Here is a 22,978-nt window from a genome sequence, read left to right on the forward strand (position 1 = left end):
ATCAACGGGGCGGTCATGAGGCGCTCCAGCGCAGGGCAAACAGGGTCTGTCCCGGCAGTTCGAAGCGCACGCGGCCGTCCTGACAGCGAAAAGGCGCGTCGCGGCTGCGGTTGTCGGCGCCGAAGTAGCGCAGCGCGCCGTTGTTCAATGGACATTTCGCGCCCGCGAGGTCGACATGCTGCAAACGCGTGCCTTTGTTCACGCCGAGCAGCCCGCGCTGATCGTCGCCGGCCATCGCCAGCACATCGACTTCGAACGCGTCGTTCTCCAGCCACAGCACGTTGTGCAGCCAGTGTTGCTGGATGAACTGCTGGGCCATGCCCACCGGTTTCAACTCGAAGCGGTCATCGCCCAGCACCCGCAACATGCCTTTGGGGTACTGCGGCTCATCGGCGGCCTGAAACCAGTTGAGCATGGTCAGCAACCCGTCCTGGGAGGCGTTGATTACCACCGAGGCCCACCACAGCGAGGTGAAATGGGTTTCCTGATCGTAGGGGCTCAGGCTCGAGCCGCTGGACAGGTTGGTCTGATCCAGCAGCAACGCTTTGCGCGGCTGGCCCTTGGCATCGAGGCCGACCAGATCGGCAGCGCGGCGCACGCTGTCGCGGTACACGCGAGTGGCGAGCAGGTCGCGAATCATCCATTCGTGCCAGGCCAGCGCATCGACCTGATCGGCGGATTCACTCAGCAGTCGCCGGGCCCAGTCGATGCCACGCTTATTTGCTGCGTTGTCCGCGAACGGCCCGTTGACCAATCGCGAACTGGCCGGCATCGCGATGCGCACACCGGCCCTGGCATTGGCCGGATCGCTGCGCACTTGGCGGGCCATGCTGGTGAAGATCGAACGGTATTGCTCGTAGCTTGAATAATTCAGGTTGGGCTCGTCGGCGAACCCGATGTAGTGCGTGCCTTTGCCGCCCAGCGCACGGGTGCCAGCCAGCCAGGCGTCGAGTCCGCTGTTGCTTTGCACGTCGGCGCGCAGATCGGCTTGGCGCTGACTGCCGGCGAGCAAGGTTATGTCCTGGCGAATGCCGAAGCGATCCTGATAGACCTGGCGAAACGCATCTTCGAAGTGCGGTTGTCTCGCCGTCACGTCGACAAAGCTGTAGTAACTGGCGGCCGTCGGTTTCAGCGCATCGAGCAGCGGATGACTGGCGGGCGGCGGCATCACGTAGGGCAGAGCGATGCCCAGATCCGGGGTGCGGCCGAGGACTTTGTCGTGCAGGGTCAGGCGCGTGTGGCCGTCGTCTTCACGCAGTGGTTTGAGCTGTTGCGGATTCTGTGCGAACAGATTGGCCGTACCATCGAGCCAGAACGCCGCTTTGCCGCTGCCTTGCAGACGCAGGCGCCAGACCTGCTCGCGTTCGCTGACCGGCAACGCCAGCTGATCGAATTGCCAATAGGCGCGATAGGGTTTCAGCGCCAGTGTCATGGGCTGCCCGTCACCGACCCGCTGCGCTTGCAGGGCGCTGACCCCGCCGTGAAACTTGCCCGCCAATATCGCGTGCTCACCCGCGGCGACCTTGAAATACAGTTCATCGCCGTTACGGGTTTCCGCACTGAAATGCACCTTGGCCGGGGCAAACAGCGCCACGGTGTTTTCGTCGTGCTCGACCCGGTAACTGCGGAAGCTGTAGCCGGGGATTTCCAGCTGATAACTCGCGGCCCCCGGCGCCAATGGCCAGCTCTGACTGCCACGGGTTTCACTGGCCTTGATGAAGCGCTCGCCCTGCAATTGGCCCCGGCCGTCGAGCAGGTAAATGTGCTCTTCGTTGGCCTCCGCCTGCCACGCCGGTGCCCAGCGCACGGTCACCGTGTCGGGGCGATCGGCTTGCAGGTACAGGCTGCCGTCACGAATGTCGCCCCAGCGCATCGACGCCGCGAAGGCGTCCAGCGACAGGCCAAGTCCGAACAGCAGGGCCAGGCCTTTCATGCTGCCTTCCGACGCTGCAACATCAGCCACATCGGCGTGAGGTCGCTGGGCAGAATGATCAGGGTTTGCCAGAACGCCACGCCGCTCAACCGGCAGTACAACACCAGCATCGCCACGGTCACCGCCAGATAGGCAATCGACGACGCTGCCGCTGCACCGACGATGCCGTAGGCCGGAATCAGCAGCAGGTTCAGCGCAAGATTGAGCAGCGCGCCGATCCCCATCAGCAGCGACACCGTGCCGGGGCGATTCTTGCCGATCAGGTCCAGGCGCAGGATGCTGGCGTAGCACAGGCCCAGCAGCCCCGGCAGTAACGCCAGCAGCGCCGGATACGCTGGCTGGTAGGCGACGCCGAACAGAGTGACGATCAGCCATTCGCCGATCACGGCCATGGTCAGGCAGGCGCCGAGCATCACCGTAGCGGTCAGGCGCAGTGCCAGCGGGGTGACTTTGTCCATGCCTTCGTCCTGTTGCAGCAGGCGTTTCATCAGCGGCGTGGTCACCGCTTCCGGGACGATCAGCAGCAATTCGGCGGCGGCGCTGGCCATCGCGTAATGCCCGAGGGCGGTGCTGCCGAGCAGGGCGCCGATGAACAGGTAATCGGAACGCAGGATCACTTGCTGGAACAGCAGATCCGGGTGGCTGCGCGCACTGAAACGCAGCAGTTCGTTCTGGCTGGCGCGATCCCATTGCAGTTGCAACGGCTGCGCGCGTTTGAGCAACAGCCAGCCGACCAGCACCACCAGACTGATGCCGGCCAGCCAACTGATCAGCGCGGCTTCGAGGGCCGCTTCTTTCCACATCCAGAACAACGCGAGAAACAGCAACAGCGGCGCCAGGGATTCCACCAGCCGCAAGGCATTGAACGCGACCACGCCGCCGGACGCATTGTGCAAGGTCAGCAGACCGCTTTTGAGCACGGTCAACGGCACCGCCAGCAGCAACAGCCACGCCAGCAGACCGAGTTGCATCGTTACGTCCAGTTCACTGCCGAACTCGCGCACCAGCGCCACCACCAGCAAGGTCAACAAACCCGCCAGCAGACAGCCGAACACCAGCACTTGCGCGAGCAACAAGCCCATCGGTCGTTGCTTGGCCGCTTGATAACCAACAGCGGAGTTCAAACCGCCGCTGGTGGCCGCGCTGATCAGATCCGGCAGGGTGCTGAGCAGGGCGAACAGGCCCCGCTCACTGGGCCCGAGAATTCGCGCCAGCAGCACATTCCTCAGCAGGCGCAGGGCGATCATCGCCAGTTTGGTGCCCATGCTCAGCGCCAGATGCTTGAGGTAGCTGCTTCGACTCATGGCCGCGCCCCGCGATAGATCCGCCACGACAGCAGCTCCGGATTGCGCGCGGTACGCTGGCTGACGCCGAAGCGTGGCAGATTCAGCGGATCACCGGTACCGCGATAGATGCCGCTGCCGGTGCCCAGCGCAAACGGGTAATCGTGATTGGCGATCTGCTCGCGCACCCGCTCATCGTTGTCGCCGTTGGGGTAGCAATACACCGGCAGCGGCCGGTTGCAGCCGTTGAGCATGGCATCGCGGCTGCGGCTGATTTCTTCGCTCAGGCGCACATCGTCAAGGCCGGTGAGGATGGCGTGACTGGCGCCGTGGGGGCCGAAACGCACCAGCCCCGACGCTTCCATCGCCCGCACCTGATGCCAGTCCAGCGCTTGTGGCAACGACTCCTGCGGACACTCGTCGGTCAGGCGTTCGAGTATCTTCGGATCGAGCGCCTTGAGGCTTTGCAGATAATGCAACAGGGTCAGACTGCGGCGATCCACATCGATGTCGTCCAGCAGCACTGGCAACGGCTGGCCGGCGGCACGCAGGCATTCGATCAGGTGCGTGCGGGCTTTTTCACCATGACTGCCCCACAGGGTTTCGCCGAGGCTCTCCCACCAGAAACGCTGACGGCTGCCGATGAAATCGGTGGAGAGAAAAATGCTCGCCGGCACCTGATGTTTCTGCAGCAACGGAAAGGCATTGGCGGCGTTGTCGCGCCAGCCGTCGTCGAAGGTCAGCGCCACTCGCGGGCGCTCGGTGCGCAAGGCGTTGGGCTGGAGGATTTCCATCAGCGGTACGCAATCGAAATGCTTGCGCAGCCACACCAGCAAGTGTTCGAAGGCCTTGGGCCCGACGCACAGTTCGTTGCGGTGCGGCAGGTCGGCGGCGCGGTCGTTGGACAGCACCCGGTGGAGCATCAGTATCACGCCGGCGCCGTGCAGCTGGTTTCGCCCCACGGACGAGTTGAGATAGAGCCAGCCGCTGGTGCGTTTAATCAGTTGCTTGATCGCCATGGCTCGATCCCTCTCAACGGTTTTGGTCAGGGTTCCATTGGGCATAACGCTGGCCGCGCAGGAACTGCCACAAGCCGATGCTCATGCCCGCCAGTGTCACCAGCAGGAATGCCGCAAGGCGGAACGGCTTGGGCAAGCGGTGTTGTGAATCCAGCAGGCCGGCAATCGCGATGGCGTAGCCGATCAATTGCGCGATCAGGCTCAGGCGATAGAAATCGTGCTCTTCCCACAGCCAGAAATTGCTCAGCAGCAGCGGCAGCAACAGGATCGGCGCCAGGCGACGGATCAACTTGTGGCTGATCAACGCAATCGAATACAGCCCATGCTTCAACGGATTGAGCAGTGCACTGCGTTGCGCCAGACTTTGCAGGCCGCCGACGGTGACCCGCTGGCGCCGGCGGAATTGCTTGTCGGCTTCGTCGACGCCGTGGTCGATCACCTGCGCTTCGGGCACGTAGACGATCCGTTTGAATTTCACCGGGGCGCAGGTGCTGATGAAGAAGTCGTCGTTGACCTCGGCCGGCACGTTCTCGAACAGTTCGCGGCGCAGGGCCAGCAGGGCGCCGTCGGCGGAGACCATGCAACCGGTACGGTTCTCGACCCGACGCAACCAGCCCTCGTAGTGCCGATAAAGGCTGTCGCCGATGCTCAAGCCACCGCCGGTGACTGGAATCACCATGTGTCCGGCACAGGCGCCGACCTGTGGGTCGCTCAGGGGCGCCAGCAGGTAGCCGAGGGTTTCCCGCGACCATTGGTTGTCAGCGTCGGTGAACACCAGAATGTCGCCCGTGGCCAGCGCCGCGCCGGCATTCAGGGTGGCGGCCTTGCCCTGGCGAGGCAGGTCGAGCACGGTGATTCGCGGGTCGACGACCTTGTGTGCGCAGGCCACGGTGGCGTCGGTGGAACCGTCGCTGGCCAGAATGATTTGCAGGGTCGCCGGCTGATAATCCTGGGACAGCAGCGAGCGCAGCTTGTGTTCGATGTGCCGCGCCTCGTTGTGGGCGGCAATGACGATGCTGACGTTCAGCGGCGGGGCCGGGCTGTGGCGCCATGCCGGGAATAGCGGCGCCAGCAGCGTCAGCAGCAGCGGGTAGCCGACATAGGCGTAGGCCGGCAGCAGCAGGCACATCCAGAAAATGAATTCAGCCACGGGCAGGCCTCCTGGCGTTCCAATGACACAGACTGAGAATGAACGCGGCGCCCGCCAGGTGCAGGCGCAGCCAGTGCAGGCCCCACAGTTGCAGGGTCAGGCAGACGTTGTGGTGCTTGGCGCTCTGGCGCACGCTGAGCACCAGCCCCGGCACCAGCGTCAGCATCACCATGATCGCGGCGTGATGGGGAAAGCCGTCGAGCAGCGCGGATATCGCCAGGAAATCGAGAATCCAGACGAAGATCGACAGCATCGGAAACCGCAACAGGCGCAGGCTGAAACCGTGGCTGCGCAGCAATTGCAGATGACTGCCCTGACGCCACAGTTCCTTGCCCATCCACTCGCGCCAGTTCATTTCGTAGCCCCAGTGCAGAGCCACGCTTTCATTGATCGAGAGCAGTCGCGCGCCGTGTTCTCTCAGGCGCAAGGTGAACTCCTTGTCTTCGCCGGTGCGCAGGGTTTCGTTGAAACCGCCGACCTTGTCGAACCAGCGCCGACGCATCAGCAGGTTGGCACTGGGCAGCCAGTCGACGACGTGGCTGGTGTGGGTGGTCGGGCGCAAGGTCCGGCGCTGCCAGGCGGTGGCGTACCACGGCGCGGCGGCGGGGGTGTGCAGGTCGAGACCGAAGACATCGGCCTGGCCACTGGCTTCGATGTCGAACAATGGGTGCAACCAGTCTTCCGGCATTTCGATGTCGGCATCGATGAACGCCAGCCATTCCCCGGTGGCGATGGCGGTCCCACGATTGCGCAACGCGCCGATCAGCAGGCCTGGCATCACCAGTACGTGGGCGCCGAACTGCCGGGCGATCTGCGGGCCTTCGTCGCTCGATCCGTTGTCGACCACGATCAGTTCACACTCGACATCCGCCGCGTGCGCCGCTTTTTGCGCAGCCAGCAGGGTGCGGCCAATGTGCCGGGCCTCGTTGAACATCGGGATGACGATGCTGATCCGGCTCATGCTTTGGCCTCCGTCATCGGTGCCTGCTCGGCTTTGAGGCGCAAGACGCTGGTCATGGCGAGCATGATCCACAGGTATTTCTGGTTCGGTGCGCTGAGGAACATCAGGAACAGCGTCAGCGACAGAAAACTCACCCCCAGGTGGGTCATCAGATCCGCCTGTTGCCAGTCACGTCGCAGCATCCACGCCTTGCGCGCCTGCATCAGGTTGTACAGACCCAGCGCGAGCATGCCGACGAACATCAATCCGGCGGGCACCCCCAGTTCGCTGAAGATTTCCAGGTAGGTGTTATGCGCCCGGCGATACAGGTCGCCGATCTTACGGTTGGCGGAAAACGCCTTCGCATAGCCGGTGGTGGCGTAGTGCAGCGGGAAGGTGCCGGGGCCGGAGCCGAGCAACGGGTTCTCGCGGATCATCTGGCTGCCGACCACGATGTACGAGGCGCGGCGGCCAAGGGATTCATCGTTGTGCCCTTTGGCGCCTGCGCTCAACACGCTGAGGGACTGGATGCGCGCGATGTAGCCGGCAGGCATCGCATAGATCGCCAGCGGAATCACGATCGCCGCACCGAGCATGGCAAAACCGAGGTGACGTGGACGAATCCGCGCCAGTTGCGCACGGTAGTGCCAGCAACCGATCACCAGACTCAAGGCCAGCACCACCAGCCCGGAACGCGATTCGGTCTTGGTCATGCCGCCGAGCAACAGCAGGCAGCAACCGCCCCAGAACAGCCGATGCAACAGGTTCGGGCTGCGGATCACCAGCAGCAGGCCCAGCGGAATGGCGAAGGCGATCAGCAGGGCGAAAGCGTTGGGGTCTTCGAGCAGGCCGGCGGCGCGGCCCTGATCCTGGAATTTGGTGGAGAACATGGCCATGGCGCAGGTCGTGCTGACCGCCAGGGTCACCAGCCGCGCGAACAGGTCGAGGTTCAGCTCGCGGCCGATCAGCAGGGTGATGACAAACAGAATCAGGCCGACGCTGATTTCCCGCAGGTGGCCGAGCGACATGCCCATGTCGTCAGTGTTGAGCAGGCTCAGAAAGTACAGGGTCATGAAGGCGATCAGAAAGCGCCAGATATTGCTGCGCAGGCGATCCGAGGGAATCTGGTGCATCGCCAGTTGCAGCATCAGGATCACCGCCAGCGAGGCGCCGATCAGTTTGCTTCCGGACAGTGAACTGTCCTTGAAGAAACCCTCGAACGGCACCAGGGCGACGATGCCGAGCAGGCCCCAGGTCGGTTTGCGGTACAACACCGCGAACCCCACCAGACCGAGCACTGCGCCTGGCGCGAGGTAGGGCCAGGGGCTGGCCAGCAGAGCAATGCAGGCCAGCCCCAACAGACTGACGATCGAGAGCGGGAAAATCATGCGCGTGCCTCCCGTGCCGTGCGGATGTACAGCTGCGACCAGCGTTCGGCCAGGGCCTTGAGGTCGTAGCGATCCTGTTGCGTGCGTTTTGCGTTGTCGCGCAGTTGCCGTGCCAGGCCAGGCTCGGACAGCAAGGTGTCGAGCTGGCGGGCGAGGGCGGCGCTGTCGGTGGGGGCCGCAAGCAAACCGTTGTGGCGATGCTCCAGTACGTCGGGAATCCCGCCGACGGCGAACGCTACCACCGGCACCCCGGCCTGCATCGCTTCCAGCAGAATCATTGGCGTACCTTCGGTGCGCGAGCTGATCACCAGCGCATCGAGTTGCTGCCACCAGTGACGCATGTCGGTCTGGTAACCCGGCAAGCGGATGCGCTGTTGCAAACCGGCGGCGTCGATTCGCGCCTGCAAGTCTTCGCGTTCCGGGCCGTCGCCGAGCATCACCGCGTCGAGTTGCGGGTGCTGGTGACACAGCGGGATCAGCGCGTCGAGAAACAGATCCGGGCCTTTCTCACTGCTCAAACGCCCGATGTAACCGGCGAGCCAGCGTTGTCTTGGCGCATCGGAAAGCAGCGCGGCGGCTGCCGGTAATCCGTTGGGAATCACCTGCAATTTCTCCGCAGGCACGCTGGCCTGACGGTGCAACACCGCGATGCTTTCGGCGACACACACCACCCGATCCACCGACGCCGTGCGGCACAGTTGCAGGCTCAGCCAGGTGTAGAACTTCTGCTTGCGGCTGCGCGGGGTGAAGCCGTGTTGAGTGATCACCAGCGGCAGGCGCAACAGCGTGGCGCCGACCCAGCCGAACAACAGGCCTTTGAAATTGTGGGTATTGATCAACGGACGTTCACCGCGCCGCTGACCCAAGTGCCGCAGCAGGGCACCGAGCCCTGCGCAGCCTTGTGCATCGACGCCGGCCTCGCGAAAGCGCGCGATCAATTCCGGCGGCGCATCGAGGAACAGCACCTGGTGCTGCCCCGGCGTCGCCAGGCAATGATCGAGCAACATCCGCTCGGCCCCATAGAAGCCACCGCTGCTGAGCAAATGCATGATCGGCAGGGCGGCGTTCGGGGTGGCGGACGTGTTCAATTGCGCACCCAGTGCACGAAGCTCGGCACGGTCCAGTTCTTGTGCGGGTTGCTCGGTTGCGCGTTCTGGTCGTTGATCACCAGCAGCACCGGCAGGCCCAGCTCGTGGCTGATTTGCGCCGGATGTTTGAAGCGGTGATCGAAGAACTCACGCACGTAGACCAGTGCAATCGCCAGCAACAAACCGGTGAACAGCCCGAACGGAATGATCAGCATCGGCTTGGGAAACGCCGGTTCGGTCGGTTCGAACGGTGGGCTCAAGACCCGGGCGTTGGACAGGTCGTCGCTCAGCGAACGGGTGGTGCTACTTTCGGCAAAACGCTGGGCGTAGGTCGAGAACGCGGCGTGCAGCGCGTCGATCTCGGTGTCCATCTGCCGCAGTTTGCTCTGGGTTTGCTGCAACTCGTGGATGCGGTTCTTGAACTCGGCAATGCGCGCGGTTTTCTGATCGATCACCTGCTGGACCACCGCCAGATCGTTGGTGCGTTCCTGAATACGATTGCTCACCACCTTGAGGAACTGCTGGCGAGTGCGGGCAATCTGCTCGCGGGTCAGCAACATCGGTTCACTGCCCGGCTGGAACACCGCCAGATCATTCATGTAACGGCTGACCTGGGTGGTCAGTTGCTCGCCCATCTGTTTGATTTCCCGATCCTCGAACGCCACGTTGTCGACCGTGGTGGTGAAGGTGTAGGGGAAGGTGTAGTCGTTGAGTTTGCTGTTACTGGCGGCAGCCAGCGCGGTCTTCAGGTACTCGAGCCAGCGCTGGCTTTGCAGCAGGCGGTCGCGATACAGGTTCAGCGCCTGCTCTTCGGTATTGATCGCGTTGAGGCGGAAGGTGATTTCCTCCTTCGGATCCGACGCGCCAACACTTTCCAGCAACGCCTGGCGATTGCCTTCCAGTCCATCAAGGCGCACCTGATACAGGTGTTTCTTGGTTTCGTAGAACGATTGCGGCAAATCGATCGATTGCAGCGCCTGACGGCTCACCAGGTAGTTTTGCAGCAGGGCAGAGACGAAGGTCGTGCCTTGATGCGGGTCGGGGAAGCTGTAGATGATCGAGATCACGTTGGAGCCAGGCAGGGTCTCGATTTTCAGGCTGTCTATCGCATCCTGGGTCAGCGCGTCGAGCGCGGTGTCGCGCACCGGATCGGTTTCAAGCCCCAGGGTGTTGCGCACGGGGTTGATCACGTACTGGCGCAGCGGCGAACTGATGTAGCGCTTGAACGGTTCGCCCACCAGTTTGCTGAACATGCCGGGCGAAGGGGTGTATTCGCCCTTGTCGCGCAGCTCGCTGATGGTCTGACGGATCAGCGCCGGCGAACGCAGGATGTTGCTCTCGGTTTCCATGTCCGCCAGCGACGGCGGGATGAAGGTGGCGTTGTCCACGGTGAGCGATGTGGTGGCGTCGCCCTGTGAAAGTTTTTTCGACTGCACGATTACCTGAGCGGTGATATCGAAGCTCTGTTTGAGCAACAGCGGCAGCACCAGCGCGATCACTGCAAAGACCAGGAAGACCCGTTTCACCAATTGCTTGTTGGCGAAGAAGATCCTGAAGAACTCATGCAGGTAGTTTTCCTTTGGATTCATGGTCGGTCACCTGAGAGTCAGTTGTTGTTGCTGTCTTTGTTGTCGACGCGGTAGCCGAAGCTGAAGCCCACGCCCTGGAACAGCACCACGTCGGCCAGTTGCCGGGCGAGTTCGCCGGCGCTGGCCAGTTTGGTTTTCGGCACGTACAGCATGTCGTCCGGTTGCAGGTAGGCGATTTGCGGCGCCTCGCCCGACAACGCTTTCTCGACGTCGTAACGCACGGCCTGCACCTGATTGCCGTTGCGCCGCATGATCACCACCGAATCGAGCCGCGCCTTGACGTTGGTGCCGCGCGCCAGGGTCAGCGCCTCAAGCACCGACACCGGCCGGCGGATCGGGTAGGAACCCGGCTGGCCGACTTCACCCAGCACATAGATTTCGTTGCCGGCGGTGGACTTGAGCAACACGTCCACGGTCATGCGGCCCGGCAGTTGTGCGTACTTTTTGTTGAGGAAGGCTTCGAGCTGGTTGACGGTCATGCCTTGCAGCGGCACCGCGCCGATTTCCGGGAAGCTCGCGTAGCCGTCGGTGCCGACGGTGATCTCGCGGCTCATGCCGGTGGCCGGGTGGTTGAGCGCGCTTTTCAGGTTCTGCTCGTTGGTCAGCGGGCTGATGATCTGCACCGTCAACTGATTGCGGTTGGGCTGGAACAGCTGTTTGCGTTGATAGGCGCGCTGGATTTCCTGGCGCGCTTCTTCGCTGGTCAGCCCGGCGATTTTCACCGAGGTGTTGGCGCCCGGCAGTTCGATGGTGCCGTCCGGCAGCACCAACTGGTTGCCATTGAGCTGGCTGGCAGCAGTGAAGTTAAGTCCGATCTGGTCCCCCGACTGCACGCGATAAGCGTCCGAGCCGCTGGTGCTGATGTGGAAGATCACGTCCAGCACATCCTGCGGGCGCAGGGTCTGCTCGATCTTCGGCATGTCGGTGGCCTGGGAGTTGGCCGGGGTGGCGGTGAGAATGTTCACCGGCATGTTCTGGGTTTCGGAGGTGCTCGAGCAGCCTGCAAGCGGCAGCATCAGCAGCACAAGAATCCTGGCGTTCATGGCGTCATCCTTTGCGGTTGCTTACAGGTTTTTGTAGAGCCATTTAGGCATGTAGTACTTGCGCCGGTTGAACACGCTGCCGACCACTTTGGCCCCGGCCTGGGTCAAGCGCTGCACTGCCGCCTGGGCGACTTCCCAGCGGGTGTCTTCGGCGCGTACCACGAACACCACGCCGTCGACCTGGGTGCTGATGACCAGCGTGTCGGCGGCCGAATACACCGCGTCGCCGTCGATCACCACAAAGCGGTACTGGCTGCCCAGTTGATCGAGCAGCGGGCTCAGGCGCTCGGCGGTCAGGTGTTCCATGGTGCGGATCGGCCGGCCGTTGGGCAGCACGTGAAACGGCAGGCTCGACACCTGCACCACGCAGTCCTGCAACAGCGGCGGGTTGTCCGGGTTGAACAGCAGGTCGCGCAGGCCGCGCTCCTTGCTCAGGTTCAGTTGCTGGGTGAGGTTGCTCGCCGACTGGCTGGCGTCGACGTACAGCACCTGGCCGCTGCTCATCTGCGCCAGTTGACTGGCCAGCGCCAGGGCGCTGGTGGTGGTGCCGGCGCCGGGGTTGGCGGCGGTCAGAAACAGGATCCGCAGATCCAGGTCCAGCACGGTCGAGGTCAGGTTCGACTCGCTGGGGCTGGCAATGCTCAGGCTTTTGTTGGTTGAACCGTCCATTAGCTTGCTCCGTGGCCGCTGAATACTTTGAAGGGGGTTTTCAACAGAATCTTCAGATCAAGCAGAAGGCTCTGCTCGGCGATATAGCTGAGGTCCAACTCAACGCGCTGGTCGAAGTCGATGTTGCTGCGTCCTGAGATCTGCCACAGGCCGGTCATGCCGGGGTAGATCGCCAGACGGGCGAGGTGACTGTCCTTGTAGCGATAGGCGTTGAACGAGGTCGGGCGAGGGCCGACCAGGCGCATGTCGCCGGTCACTACGTTGATCAGGTTGGGCAGTTCGTCGAGGCTGGTGCGCCGCAGGAAGCCACCGATCCCGGTAATGCGCGGGTCTTGGTCGATTTTGAAGTCGATGGCATCGGCACCGTGCTTGTTCAGGTGGCGCAACGACTCCTTGAGCTCTTCGGCGTTGGCGACCATGGTCCGGAACTTGTACATACCGAACTTGCGCCCGCGATAACCGGTGCGTTTCTGCACGAACATCACCGGGCCCTTGCTGGTGAATTTGATGGCCAGCGCCAGACCGATCAGCAGCGGCGAAATCATCAGCAGAATCGTCAGCGCACCGAGGCAGGCGACCACCCGATTGGTGCGCGACAGTTGCCACGGCCGACCGCCCTCGCGACCGGTCATCCAGCCCTGGCCCTGGCGGTGGATTGCCGCGTCCAGGCGCATTCGCTGTTCCGGATCCATGCGTTTGTCACGCACCAGTTGTTGGATCGGTACACCTTTCTCAAGTCCAGTCATGGAGTCCTCCGCTGATGTTCAGCCGCGAACGGCGCGTGGGCGATAGGCAGTGGGGTAGTAATCGCGGAACCAGGCGATGAACCGCCCCAGTCCCTCATCCAGCTCTATCCGGGGCTGAAACCCGGTGGCCTGGGCCAGGTCGCTGGCCTCGGCGCAGGTATTGAGTACGTCGCCCGGCTGCAGCGGCAGCAGCTCGACCACGGCTTTCTGACCGAGGTGTTTTTCCAGCAGGGCGAGGTAGGTTTTCAGCGCCACCGGGTGCTGGCCGCCGATGTTGAACAAGCGCCACGGCGCCATGCTGCTGGCCGGGTCGGGTTGTTCGCGGTTCCACTCGGGATTGGCCCGGGGCGCCCGCTCGATCAGGCGCGCGATGCTTTCGATGATGTCGTCGATGTAGGTGAAATCGCGCTGATGCTCGCCGTAGTTGAACAGCTTCAGTGGCGAGCCTTCGCTGATCGCCTTGGCGAACTGGATCGGCGACATGTCCGGCCGGCCCCACGGTCCGTAGACCGTGAAAAAGCGCAGCCCGGTGCAAGGGATGCCGAACAGGTGGCTGTAGCTGTGGGCCATCAATTCATTGGCTTTCTTGGTCGCGGCGTACAGTGACAGCGGGTGATTGACGCCGTCCTGCACCGAGTAGGGCGTGCGCTGGTTGGCGCCGTACACCGAACTGGACGAGGCGTAAATCAGGTGCTCGACCGGGTGCCGGCGGCAGCACTCCAGAATGTTCAGGAAACCGTCGAGGTTGCTGTCCAGATAGGCCCGTGGATTCTCCAGCGAATAGCGCACCCCGGCCTGCGCGGCGAGATGGACCACGACTTGCGGCCGCTCGCTCGCGAACAATGCTTCCAGCGCCGCAGCATCTGCCAGATCAACCGTGGCGAGCTGGACATCGCCAATTTGCCCGCGCACCCAGTCCACCCGATCGTGCTTGAGCTGCGGGTCGTAGTAGCTGTTGAAGTTATCCAGGCCGATCACCTGATGCCCGTCGCGCACCAGCCGCAGCACGCCATGAGCACCAATGAACCCGGCCGCACCGGTGACGAGGATTTTCATGGCCGCAACCCGTCAGGCGCGATGTGGCGCAGACCGATGCCGCTGTAGTGCAGGCCGGCGGCTGCCACTTGTTCCGGGTTGTAGAGATTGCGTCCGTCGATGATGACTTTCGAGCGCAGCTTGCTGGCCAGCAGCTCGAAATCCACCACGCGGAAATTCTTCCACTCGGTGCAGATCACCAGTGCGTCGGCGTCTTCCAGGGTGTCGTCGCGGGTGGCGCACAGGTGCAGGTCATTGCGGTATCCGTAAATGCGCCGGCATTCGGACATCGCTTCCGGATCGTAGGCCTGCACGCTGGCGCCTTCGGCCCACAGCGCCTCCATCAGGTAACGACTCGGGGCTTCACGCATGTCATCGGTGTTCGGCTTGAACGCCAAACCCCAGATCGCGATCGACTTGCCGGCCAGGCCTTGAGGAAATTGCGCCCTGAGTTTGCTGAACAGAATGTGCCGTTGCGCGTCATTGACGTCGGTGACGCTGCGCAGCAGTTTCAATGGCATGCCGTTGTGTTCGGCGGTGTGCAGCAGGGCGCGCAGGTCCTTGGGAAAGCACGAGCCACCGAAGCCGCAGCCCGGGTAGATGAAGTGATAGCCGATGCGCGGGTCGGAGCCGATGCCCTTGCGCACCGCTTCGATGTCGGCGCCGAGCAGTTCGGTGAGGTTGGCCAGCTCGTTCATGAAGCTGATGCGGGTGGCGAGCATGGCGTTGGCTGCGTACTTGGTCAGCTCGGCGCTGCGGTTGTCCATGAACATCAGTTTTTCGTGGTTGCGGCAGAACGGCGCGTACAGCTCGCTCATCTGCTCGCGGGCCAGGTCATCGTGGGTGCCGACGATGATCCGGTCCGGCCGCATGCAGTCGGCGAGGGCGCTGCCTTCCTTGAGAAATTCGGGGTTGGACACCACCCGCACTGCCAGAGCGCTTTTGCCACGCCGTTGCAGTTCTTCTTCAGCGGTGTGCAGCACCTGATCCGCCGTGCCGACCGGCACCGTGGATTTGATGATCAACGTGCGATCGTCTTCCATGAAGCTGGCGATCTGCCGCGCCACGTTGAGCACATGGCTGAGGTCGGCGGAGCCGTCTTCGTCGGCCGGCGTGCCCACGGCGATGAAGATCAGTGCGGCATGTTCCACCGCATCGCTGGCCTGGGTGCTGAATAATAAACGCCCGGCCTTGATGTTTTCTTCCAAAGTTGCCGAAAGACCCGGTTCGCTAATAGGCGGTACCGCCTGTTGCAGTTGTTTAATCTTGTTCGGGTCAATATCGACGCACAATACGCGATGTCCGACATCGGCAAGTGCGGCTGCTTGTATCAGGCCAACATAGCCCGTACCAAATACGCTCACGTCCATATTGGCGTGCCTCGTAAGACGGTGATGGAAGATCGAAAATGGAACTGTCAAAAGGGGTATAGCGCAGCGTGGGAAAAGCGTGTCAGCAAAATGACATGTTGCAAGGGTATAACACCCCCATTTTTGGGGGCGAAAGGCCATCAAGTGCTTGCTGTAGATGGATTTGTCCCGTTCTTGACGTGTTCGAAGAAATCGATAAACGGTCGTAGGCCACGAATTTCAAGGGTTTTAACGACTTGGGTGTGTCAGATTTGAGTCAACGTTTTTTTGACGCTTTTTGATTATGTCCGACATTTCTTGCGCTTTAATGGCCCGGTGCTAGTGTCAGATTTTGACCGACAAACCCTTGACAACCTCTCGTCGGACGCGCCCCGGAATCGCCATGTTTCGATATTTGAAAGAACTGCTTTTAATTATTTATCTGTTGCTTTATTTCGAATATTACCTTGACCGATTAAATGCGATGGGTATTGGTCTGGCAGTACTTCTTTTTGGCGCGATGTTTTTGACGCTGACTTTCGCATTATTACTAACAGCCTATATACGTCAGACTTTCATTCGGCATTTGTTCGCATTAACCCTGTTTATTTCGGCGGTGTTTTTCGATGTTTATACGAGGGTGACCGCCGATTACCTGACCTACAGCAGTTTCGTCTCGCTGGTGTATTCCGGCGGCTTCATTCAGGAAGCGGCGTATCAGTACCGGGGGGCGATCATCCACGGACTGCTCAACGGCTTGCTGCTGTTGTTCGGAATCGGCCTCAAGCCTCGGCACGCGATGCCCGTACCCAATGCCTTGCGGATTGCTGCGCCGCTCTGCGGTGTGTTGCTGCTCAGCGCCGTGTTGTTCGTGCGCGCCGGCGAGGGTGCACGCGGGTTGCCGATCATGTACACGCCGCTGGCCTATCTGAATTTGTTCGGCTACGAAGCGCTGCACAACACCGTCGGCCCGCGTGAGCCGGTGACCCTGGCGCGCAATGGCCCGGCGGTTGGTCACGACATCGTGCTGATCATCGACGAGAGCATTTCCGGCAATTACCTGGACATCAACGCGCCATTCGGTGTGCACAGCAACCTCAAGCAGGTCCGTCCGGGCGTGCAGATCTTCAATTACGGCTACGCGGCGTCCATCGCCAATTGCAGCGCCGACACCAACATCACCCTGCGCTACGGCGGCACCCGCGCCGACTACATGCGGATCAACAGCACGCTGCCGTCGATCTGGCAGTACGCGAAAAAGGCTGGCCTGCGCACGGTCTACATCGACGCTCAGCGCACCGGCGGCAACCTGCAGAACCTGATGAACGATGCCGAGAAAAAGGACATCGACGAATTCGTGCAATTCGACCAGACCAGCGTGCGCGACCGCGACATGGCCGCCGCCGCCAAGCTGATCGAACTGCTCAACGACGACAAACCGGAGCTGGTGCTGGTCAACAAGGTTGGCGCGCATTTCCCGGTGCACGACAAATACCCCGACGCTTTCATGGCCTACCGCCCGACCCTGCCGCGCGGGCAGTTCACGGAAGTCGCCGACACCGGCGAGCGCACCGGCTTCAACGGCCAGCCGGATGACTGGGTGCTGTATCGCAACGCCTACAAGAACACCGTGCTGTGGAATGTCGGCGAGTTCTTCTCGCGGGTGTTTGCCCAGGCCAATCTGAATAACGCGCTGCTGATCTACACCTCGGATCACGGCCAGGATCTGCACGAACGCGGCAATCCGGGACTGAACACCCACTGCGGCGGCGACCCGGTGGAGGAAGAAGGGCTGGTGCCGCTGGTAGTGATTCAGGGCGATCAGTTGCAGACACTCGACTGGTCGGCGCAACTGGCGGCGAACAAGGATCGCTCCAGTCACTACAACATCTTCCCGACCCTGTTGCAGTTGATGGGCTACGACCTGCCGGGAATCGAAGCGGTGTACGGCAAACCGCTGAGCGTGGCGACGGCGGACGAATTCACCTTCAACTACCGTTTCAACGCGCGGCTGGGCGCCAAACCCGAGTGGAAACACATCGACCTGAACAGCATCGTCACGCCGGGTGAGGCGCCGACGAGTGTGGCGGTGGGTCAGTAACGCGTCGGTATCCGCTATCCTTGCCCGACACGGATCGATCGGATGGCGGCATGCTCCAGGTTCAAAACGTCTTCAAAAGCTACCTCACCCCGCAAGGCCCGTTGCCGGTGCTGCAAGGCATCGACCTGACGCTCAAGCCCGGCAGCAGTCTGGCGCTGATGGGCGAGTCAGGCAGCGGCAAGAGCACGCTGCTGCACCTGATCGCCGGGCTCGACAAGGTCGACAGCGGCATCATCCGCAGCGGCGAACATCGGCTGGATCGCATGAACGAGGCGCAACTAGCCAACTGGCGGCGCACGGAAATCGGCCTGGTGTTCCAGCAGTACAACCTGATCGGCAGCCTGCGCATCGAAGACAACCTGGCGTTTCAGGCGCGGCTGGCCGGGCGGCATGATCCGCGCTGGCAGCATCATCTGGTGCAGCGCCTGGGGCTGGGCGAGTTACTCAAGCGCTATCCCGAACAACTCTCCGGCGGCCAGCAACAGCGGGTCGCGCTCGGCCGGGCGCTGGCCGCGCAACCGAAGCTGCTGCTGGCCGACGAGCCCACCGGCAGCCTCGACGAAGCCACCAGCGACGAAGTACTGCGGCTGTTGCTGGAATTGCTCGACGACACCCCGACCACTTTGCTGATGGTCACCCACAGTCAGCGCGTGGCGGCGCGGCTGGCGGAGCGCGTGGTGCTGTCCAGCGGTCGGTTGACGTGAAGGTTTTCCGCCACGCGTTGATGGCGCTGCTCAGTCACTGGCGGCGCCATCCGGTGCAGTTTTTCAGCGTGCTGACCGGTTTGTGGCTGGCCACCAGTCTGTTGACCGGGGTCGAAGCGCTCAACAGTCAGGCGCGGGACAGTTACGCCCGGGCCAGCCAGTTGATTGGCGGCGAACCCCAGGCCAGCCTCAGTACGCCGAACGGCGCGACGTTCCCGCAACAATGGTTCGTTGATCTGCGGCGTCTGGGCTGGCCGGTGTCGCCGGTGCTGCAAGGGCGCCTGATTCTTAAAGGCCACGAAAATCAGCGCCTGCAATTGATGGGCATCGAACCGGTGTCGTTGCCCGGCGACAGCGCGGTGGCCGGACAGGCGATGCCGATCGAGCGCATCGTCGAGTTCTTCAGCCCGCCGGGCAGCACCTGGATTTCTCCCGAAACCTTGCGGGCGCTGAACCTCGCCGAGGGCGCGACCCCGGCCACCGAAACCGGTCAGACGCTGCCGCCGCTGCGGGCGCAAACCGACATGGCCCCCGGCGTGCTGCTGGTGGACATTGGCGTCGCTCAGCGCGTGCTCGAACAGCCCGATCAACTGTCACGCCTGCTGCTGCCAAAGGATTTTCACGCTGACATCCCGGCCGCGTTCAAAGGTCAGTTGCAGCTCAAGAGCAGTGGCGAGGAAAACAACCTTGCGCGACTGACCGAAAGCTTCCACCTCAACCTCGATGCGCTCGGATTTCTCTCGTTCATTGTCGGTTTGTTTATCGTCCACGCGGCTATCGGTCTGGCGCTGGAGCAACGTCGGGGATTGCTGCGCACCTTGAGGGCCTGCGGGGTCAGCGCGCGGATGCTGATCGCTTGCCTGATCGTAGAACTCGGCGCGTTGGCGTTGATCGGCGGGTTGTTCGGTGTGGTCAGCGGTTACTGGCTGGCGAGCGTGCTGTTGCCGGACGTCGCGGCCAGCCTGCGCGGTCTGTACGGCGCGGAAGTGGCGGGGCAGTTGCGCCTGAGTCCGTGGTGGTGGTTCAGCGGCATCGGCTTGAGTCTGCTCGGCGCGTTGCTGGCCGGGGCCAACAGCCTGCTGCGGGCGGCGCGTCTGCCGTTGCTGGCGGTGGCGGATCCGCAGGCCTGGCATCAGCAACATGCGCGCTGGTTGCGGCGTCAGGGTTGGGTCGCGGGTATCTGTGCAGTGATTGCGCTGGCTGCGTTGGTGTGGGGCAACAGCCTGGCCAGCGGTTTTGTGTTGATGGCGGGGCTGTTGCTCGGCGCCGCGCTGGCGCTTCCGGTGTTGCTCAGTGCGTTGCTCAACGGTTTGCTCGGTCGCAGCCGATCGGTGCTCGGGCAATGGTTTCTCGCCGACTGCCGCCAACAATTGCCGGCGTTGAGCCTGGCGTTGATGGCGCTGCTGTTGGCGATGGCGGCGAACATCGGTGCCGGCAGCATGACCGCTGGTTTCCGCCAGACCTTCAACGACTGGCTCGAACAACGGCTCACCGCCGAGCTTTATCTGAACCCGAGCAACCCGGCGCAGGCGCGGGAGCTGTACACCTGGCTCAAACAGCAAGCGAATGTCACCGCGATCATGCCCAACTGGCAGGTCTCTGTGACGCTGCAAGGCTGGCCGGCGGACGTGTTCGGGATCATCGATCATCCGCACTATCGCCAGCACTGGCCGTTGCTCGAATCTCGAGGAGACGACCCGTGGGCGGCGCTGGCCAAGGACGATGCGGTGATGCTCAGCGAACAACTGGCGCGGCGCTTGAAAGTGACGCCGGGCGATCACCTGTCGATTCCCACGCCGGGCGGGTCGTGGTCGCCGCGCATCGTCGGCATCTACGCCGACTACGGCAATCCCAAGGGCCATGTGCTGGTCAACAGCAATCACCTGTTGCGCGGCTGGCCACAGCTGACGCCAAACCGCTTCAACCTGCGCATCGACCCGCCGAACATCCCGGCGTTGCTCACGGCCTTGCAGGCACGCTTCCAGCTTGATGACAGCCGGATCGTCGATCAGGCGCGGCTCAAGGGCTGGTCGGTGCAAGTCTTCGAACGCACCTTCGCCGCGACCGCCGCGCTGAATAGCCTGACGCTTGCCGTCGCCGGCGTGGCGCTGTTCATCAGCCTGCTGACCCAGAGTCAGAGCCGTCTCGGCCAGCTCGCACCGTTGTGGGCCCTAGGCGTGACGCGACGGCAATTGATGCTGCTCAACCTCGGGCAAACGTGGCTGTTGGCGCTGCTGACGCTGGTGCTGGCCTTGCCGTTGGGCATCGGCCTGGCGTGGTGTCTGGACGCGGTGATCAACGTTCAGGCCTTCGGCTGGCGTCTGCCGCTGCGGGTGTTTCCATTGCAGTTGCTGCAACTGATGGGGCTGGCGCTGCTGGCGACGTTGCTGGCCTCGGCGTGGCCGCTGTATTCGCTGTACCGCACGCAACCGGCGAACCTGCTGAGGACGTTTGCTCATGAAGACTAGGTTTGCGCTGGTGTTTTTGGCGTTGTTGCTCAGTGGTTGCGATAACTCCGCACCGGAGCAGAAGGGCTTTGCCGGGATGGGCGCTCAGGCGCAGGCGTTTACGCCGGTGGTGCCGGGTCGGGTGTTCAGCTTCCCGGCGGATCACGGCGCCCATGACGGTTTTCGTATCGAATGGTGGTACGTGACGGCCAATCTCAAGGATGCGCAGGGCAACGATTTCGGCGTGCAGTGGACGTTGTTTCGCAGCGCTCTGAACGCCTCGCCGCCGCAGCCGGGCTGGGCCAACCAGACGATCTGGCTCGGGCATGCGGCGGTGACATCCGCCAGCGTCCACCATGCCGCCGAGCGTTACGCCCGTGGCGGCGTGGGGCAGGCCGGCGTGCGTGCAGCGCCGTTCGAGGCGTGGATCGACGACTGGCGTTTCGTCAGTCAGGCGAGCGATCCGCTGGCCGACCTGCAACTCAGTGCCCGGGATAAAAACTTCAGCTACCAATTGCGCCTGACCTCCAGCCGCCCGCTGGTGCTGCAAGGCGACAAGGGTTTCAGTCAGAAATCCGAACAGGGCCAGGCGTCGTATTACTACAGTCAGCCGTTTTTCCAGGCCAGCGGCACCCTGCAGATCGACGGCCAGACCTACACCGTCAACGGCCCGGCCTGGCTTGATCGTGAGTGGAGCAGCCAGCCGCTGACCGCCAACCAGACGGGCTGGGACTGGTTCTCCCTGCATCTGGACGGCGGCGAACACGTCATGCTGTACCGCATGCGCCAGAAGGAAGGGGCGCCGTACCTGACCGGCACGTGGATTGCCGCCGATGGCCAGACCGAAACCCTGCACGCCGAACAGATCAAGCTGACCCCGAAGGACACTGCGAAGGTCGCCGGCCGTTCGATGCCGGTGCGCTGGTCGATCGACATTCCGCAAAAAAATCTGCAGATCACCCTCGATGCAATCAACCCCGACGCCTGGATGAACCTGCGCATTCCGTATTGGGAAGGGCCGGTGCGCCTGAGCGGCAATCGGAGCGGGCAGGGTTATCTGGAGATGACCGGGTATTGATTCCGCGCGCCGTGCCGCGAAGGAATCGATTGGAACTCTGTCCGGGATGCCCCCTCTACCGAGGAACATGGCCGAGGATCCGATCCATGAGCGAGGAACTGAAATCTCCAGACCTGACGACCTGGCAGCAGATGTTTGACGATCAGACGTACTGGCAACAATCCCCGGATGCCCATTACTTCGATCTGCAGCGCATTGCTGACGATTTGCTTGGTCAAGGTGCCATCGATCTTGAGCAGTGGCAGATCCTCAGAGCCAAGGCCGATGACCTGCACAAGGACTCACCCGCCGTAAACGTTGCGCGGGAACTCGATGACCCGGAAGCCTGAGGAGGTACGACATGAAGACTGTTCCTGATAGCGAGCACCCCGACGAACCTCGTCCGCCGGGTGAAACCGAGCGCGACAACGACGCACTGCGTCCCACCGATCCCAAACAGCGGCAGAACTCCGGTAAAGGCACCCCCAGTGGCGAGTCAACCGCGCAGGACACCGCGCAACGATCGCGGAGCAAACCCTGAAGGGCGTCTATGCTCACTGGCACATCCGTCGCTGACCACGTTGGCGACGGGTGCTGCCATCCATCACAGGGAATGTATCGCTTATGAAGCTCCAAGCACTGACGCACGCCATTGCACTTGCCACTGTCCTTTCTACTGCCAGCTTTTCGGCGGTGGCCGCCGATATACCGCTTTCGGCCGCTGTCGAGGCCGACCGGGTCACCACCAAAGTGCTGGCGGTTGACCCGGCCAATCATCAAGTGGTCCTGGAAGGCGCGGAAGGTCGCCAGGTGCACATTCAGCTCAGCGACAAGGCGAAAAACCTCGGTAATTTGAAAGTGGGCGATCTGGTTCAGATCGAAGTGACCCGCTCTGTGGCCGCTTATCTGGACACCGACGTGGATAAAGGTCTGCCAGGCTCTACCGAGCGCACCGGTGAACTGCGCAACGCCGTGGGCAGCAGCAACCCCGGTGGCGAGGCCTTCCGCCAGGTTCAGGTGCAACTGAAAATCACCAAAATTGATTTGGCGACAAACCAGGTCACCCTGGAAAACCCTTCGGGCCAGTCGAAAACCCTCAACGTCGAAAAGCCTGAGATTCAGGCCAAACTGAAAGATTTGAAAGTCGGGCAAAGCGTCGTGGTCACTTACACCGATGTATTAAAAGTGACCAGTCAGCATGAAAGTTGAGTATTGACTCTACAGAATGGCTGTTCTTGTACAAGTAATTGTATGAGAACAGTCATATGAAGTATTCGAGGTGGTGATGTCAGAAAGTTTGTCGGGAAAAATCGGTAAGCAATGTCCTTTAACTTTTCAGTACATAAATTTCATCTTCAATTAGCACGACATATCCGCCAACTTCCATTAAAATCCCTCCCGTTCGCCCAGTGTCAGGGCTCTTTACCGGTGCATGGA

Annotated in this window: 20 protein-coding genes; 7 read left to right on the forward strand and 13 right to left on the reverse strand. The window is 62.2% G+C overall.

Annotated features, from left to right (window positions below; all coding sequences use genetic code 11):
* Window positions 1–13 precede the first annotated feature (13 nt).
* The 13 genes from AC07XZ_RS28255 to AC07XZ_RS28315 are packed head-to-tail and all read right to left on the reverse strand — an operon-like array spanning window position 14 to window position 15,253.
* Window positions 14–1,933, reverse strand: coding sequence for a hypothetical protein (locus AC07XZ_RS28255; protein ID WP_102688539.1), 1,920 nt, complete (start codon window positions 1,931–1,933; stop codon window positions 14–16).
* The gene (locus AC07XZ_RS28260) at window positions 1,930–3,237 is read right to left on the reverse strand and encodes a lipopolysaccharide biosynthesis protein (protein ID WP_102688556.1); all 1,308 of its coding nucleotides are present in this window, start codon (window positions 3,235–3,237) and stop codon (window positions 1,930–1,932) included. Before AC07XZ_RS28260 ends, AC07XZ_RS28255 begins: the two co-directional genes overlap by 4 nt.
* Window positions 3,234–4,235, reverse strand: coding sequence for a polysaccharide deacetylase family protein (locus tag AC07XZ_RS28265; RefSeq protein ID WP_102688540.1), 1,002 nt, complete (start codon window positions 4,233–4,235; stop codon window positions 3,234–3,236). The genes AC07XZ_RS28260 and AC07XZ_RS28265 overlap by 4 nt, the downstream gene beginning before the upstream one ends.
* 13 nt (window positions 4,236–4,248) lie before the next feature.
* Window positions 4,249–5,385 (reverse strand): glycosyltransferase, encoded by a 1,137-nt coding sequence (locus AC07XZ_RS28270; protein WP_102688541.1) that lies wholly within the window; start codon window positions 5,383–5,385, stop codon window positions 4,249–4,251.
* On the reverse strand, window positions 5,378–6,346 hold the full coding sequence (locus AC07XZ_RS28275; RefSeq protein ID WP_102688542.1) for a glycosyltransferase: 969 nt from the start codon (window positions 6,344–6,346) through the stop codon (window positions 5,378–5,380). Before AC07XZ_RS28275 ends, AC07XZ_RS28270 begins: the two co-directional genes overlap by 8 nt.
* Window positions 6,343–7,713, reverse strand: coding sequence for an O-antigen ligase family protein (locus tag AC07XZ_RS28280; protein WP_102688543.1), 1,371 nt, complete (start codon window positions 7,711–7,713; stop codon window positions 6,343–6,345). The genes AC07XZ_RS28275 and AC07XZ_RS28280 overlap by 4 nt, the downstream gene beginning before the upstream one ends.
* Window positions 7,710–8,762: a glycosyltransferase family 4 protein gene (locus tag AC07XZ_RS28285; protein ID WP_371921045.1), complete on the reverse strand. Its 1,053-nt coding sequence runs from the start codon at window positions 8,760–8,762 to the stop codon at window positions 7,710–7,712. The genes AC07XZ_RS28280 and AC07XZ_RS28285 overlap by 4 nt, the downstream gene beginning before the upstream one ends.
* Window positions 8,763–8,797: 35 nt before the next feature.
* A complete protein-coding gene (locus AC07XZ_RS28290; RefSeq protein WP_102688545.1) occupies window positions 8,798–10,390 on the reverse strand; it encodes a GumC family protein in 1,593 nt (530 codons plus the stop codon).
* 17 nt (window positions 10,391–10,407) lie between these two features.
* Window positions 10,408–11,433: a polysaccharide biosynthesis/export family protein gene (locus tag AC07XZ_RS28295; protein ID WP_085748435.1), complete on the reverse strand. Its 1,026-nt coding sequence runs from the start codon at window positions 11,431–11,433 to the stop codon at window positions 10,408–10,410.
* A gap of 21 nt (window positions 11,434–11,454) precedes the next feature.
* The gene (locus tag AC07XZ_RS28300; protein WP_085698620.1) at window positions 11,455–12,102 is read right to left on the reverse strand and encodes a CpsD/CapB family tyrosine-protein kinase; all 648 of its coding nucleotides are present in this window, start codon (window positions 12,100–12,102) and stop codon (window positions 11,455–11,457) included.
* The gene (locus AC07XZ_RS28305; RefSeq protein WP_085748434.1) at window positions 12,102–12,848 is read right to left on the reverse strand and encodes a sugar transferase; all 747 of its coding nucleotides are present in this window, start codon (window positions 12,846–12,848) and stop codon (window positions 12,102–12,104) included. Before AC07XZ_RS28305 ends, AC07XZ_RS28300 begins: the two co-directional genes overlap by 1 nt.
* 18 nt (window positions 12,849–12,866) lie before the next feature.
* Window positions 12,867–13,904, reverse strand: a complete 1,038-nt coding sequence (locus AC07XZ_RS28310; protein WP_102688546.1) for an NAD-dependent epimerase/dehydratase family protein — start codon at window positions 13,902–13,904, stop codon at window positions 12,867–12,869.
* On the reverse strand, window positions 13,901–15,253 hold the full coding sequence (locus tag AC07XZ_RS28315; RefSeq protein ID WP_085748432.1) for a UDP-glucose dehydrogenase family protein: 1,353 nt from the start codon (window positions 15,251–15,253) through the stop codon (window positions 13,901–13,903). The genes AC07XZ_RS28310 and AC07XZ_RS28315 overlap by 4 nt, the downstream gene beginning before the upstream one ends.
* 382 nt (window positions 15,254–15,635) lie before the next feature.
* On the opposite strand from AC07XZ_RS28315, the gene AC07XZ_RS28320 reads away from it, so the two are divergent.
* The 7 genes from AC07XZ_RS28320 (at window position 15,636) to AC07XZ_RS28350 (ending at window position 22,750) form a co-directional block, all read left to right on the forward strand.
* Window positions 15,636–17,333: a sulfatase-like hydrolase/transferase gene (locus tag AC07XZ_RS28320; RefSeq protein WP_102688547.1), complete on the forward strand. Its 1,698-nt coding sequence runs from the start codon at window positions 15,636–15,638 to the stop codon at window positions 17,331–17,333.
* 50 nt (window positions 17,334–17,383) lie between these two features.
* Window positions 17,384–18,037: an ABC transporter ATP-binding protein gene (locus AC07XZ_RS28325; RefSeq protein WP_102688548.1), complete on the forward strand. Its 654-nt coding sequence runs from the start codon at window positions 17,384–17,386 to the stop codon at window positions 18,035–18,037.
* Window positions 18,034–20,505: an FtsX-like permease family protein gene (locus AC07XZ_RS28330; protein ID WP_102688549.1), complete on the forward strand. Its 2,472-nt coding sequence runs from the start codon at window positions 18,034–18,036 to the stop codon at window positions 20,503–20,505. Before AC07XZ_RS28325 ends, AC07XZ_RS28330 begins: the two co-directional genes overlap by 4 nt.
* Window positions 20,495–21,562, forward strand: coding sequence for a lipocalin-like domain-containing protein (locus AC07XZ_RS28335; RefSeq protein WP_102688550.1), 1,068 nt, complete (start codon window positions 20,495–20,497; stop codon window positions 21,560–21,562). The genes AC07XZ_RS28330 and AC07XZ_RS28335 overlap by 11 nt, the downstream gene beginning before the upstream one ends.
* An 86-nt stretch (window positions 21,563–21,648) precedes the next feature.
* On the forward strand, window positions 21,649–21,891 hold the full coding sequence (locus tag AC07XZ_RS28340; protein WP_007956199.1) for a hypothetical protein: 243 nt from the start codon (window positions 21,649–21,651) through the stop codon (window positions 21,889–21,891).
* Between the two features lie 11 nt (window positions 21,892–21,902).
* Window positions 21,903–22,082 (forward strand): hypothetical protein, encoded by a 180-nt coding sequence (locus tag AC07XZ_RS28345; RefSeq protein WP_102688551.1) that lies wholly within the window; start codon window positions 21,903–21,905, stop codon window positions 22,080–22,082.
* An 83-nt stretch (window positions 22,083–22,165) separates the two neighbouring features.
* Window positions 22,166–22,750: a hypothetical protein gene (locus tag AC07XZ_RS28350; RefSeq protein WP_102688552.1), complete on the forward strand. Its 585-nt coding sequence runs from the start codon at window positions 22,166–22,168 to the stop codon at window positions 22,748–22,750.
* Window positions 22,751–22,978 lie beyond the last annotated feature (228 nt).

This window comes from Pseudomonas sp. GW458-11-26-14-LB4 (assembly GCF_059423925.1).

What these genes read in the sequence shown, in the direction of transcription:
- AC07XZ_RS28255 (WP_102688539.1), bottom strand. Translation starts at nt 1,933, where the DNA reads ATGAAAGGCCTGGCCCTGCTGTTCGGACTTGGCCTGTCGCTGGACGCC.
- AC07XZ_RS28260 (WP_102688556.1), bottom strand. Translation starts at nt 3,237, where the DNA reads ATGAGTCGAAGCAGCTACCTCAAGCATCTGGCGCTGAGCATGGGCACC.
- AC07XZ_RS28265 (WP_102688540.1), bottom strand. Translation starts at nt 4,235, where the DNA reads ATGGCGATCAAGCAACTGATTAAACGCACCAGCGGCTGGCTCTATCTC.
- AC07XZ_RS28275 (WP_102688542.1), bottom strand. Translation starts at nt 6,346, where the DNA reads ATGAGCCGGATCAGCATCGTCATCCCGATGTTCAACGAGGCCCGGCAC.
- AC07XZ_RS28280 (WP_102688543.1), bottom strand. Translation starts at nt 7,713, where the DNA reads ATGATTTTCCCGCTCTCGATCGTCAGTCTGTTGGGGCTGGCCTGCATT.
- AC07XZ_RS28285 (WP_371921045.1), bottom strand. Translation starts at nt 8,762, where the DNA reads ATGCATTTGCTCAGCAGCGGTGGCTTCTATGGGGCCGAGCGGATGTTG.
- AC07XZ_RS28290 (WP_102688545.1), bottom strand. Translation starts at nt 10,390, where the DNA reads ATGAATCCAAAGGAAAACTACCTGCATGAGTTCTTCAGGATCTTCTTC.
- AC07XZ_RS28295 (WP_085748435.1), bottom strand. Translation starts at nt 11,433, where the DNA reads ATGAACGCCAGGATTCTTGTGCTGCTGATGCTGCCGCTTGCAGGCTGC.
- AC07XZ_RS28300 (WP_085698620.1), bottom strand. Translation starts at nt 12,102, where the DNA reads ATGGACGGTTCAACCAACAAAAGCCTGAGCATTGCCAGCCCCAGCGAG.
- AC07XZ_RS28305 (WP_085748434.1), bottom strand. Translation starts at nt 12,848, where the DNA reads ATGACTGGACTTGAGAAAGGTGTACCGATCCAACAACTGGTGCGTGAC.
- AC07XZ_RS28310 (WP_102688546.1), bottom strand. Translation starts at nt 13,904, where the DNA reads ATGAAAATCCTCGTCACCGGTGCGGCCGGGTTCATTGGTGCTCATGGC.
- AC07XZ_RS28315 (WP_085748432.1), bottom strand. Translation starts at nt 15,253, where the DNA reads ATGGACGTGAGCGTATTTGGTACGGGCTATGTTGGCCTGATACAAGCA.
- AC07XZ_RS28320 (WP_102688547.1), top strand. Translation starts at nt 15,636, where the DNA reads ATGTTTCGATATTTGAAAGAACTGCTTTTAATTATTTATCTGTTGCTT.
- AC07XZ_RS28325 (WP_102688548.1), top strand. Translation starts at nt 17,384, where the DNA reads ATGCTCCAGGTTCAAAACGTCTTCAAAAGCTACCTCACCCCGCAAGGC.
- AC07XZ_RS28335 (WP_102688550.1), top strand. Translation starts at nt 20,495, where the DNA reads ATGAAGACTAGGTTTGCGCTGGTGTTTTTGGCGTTGTTGCTCAGTGGT.
- AC07XZ_RS28340 (WP_007956199.1), top strand. Translation starts at nt 21,649, where the DNA reads ATGAGCGAGGAACTGAAATCTCCAGACCTGACGACCTGGCAGCAGATG.
- AC07XZ_RS28345 (WP_102688551.1), top strand. Translation starts at nt 21,903, where the DNA reads ATGAAGACTGTTCCTGATAGCGAGCACCCCGACGAACCTCGTCCGCCG.
- AC07XZ_RS28350 (WP_102688552.1), top strand. Translation starts at nt 22,166, where the DNA reads ATGAAGCTCCAAGCACTGACGCACGCCATTGCACTTGCCACTGTCCTT.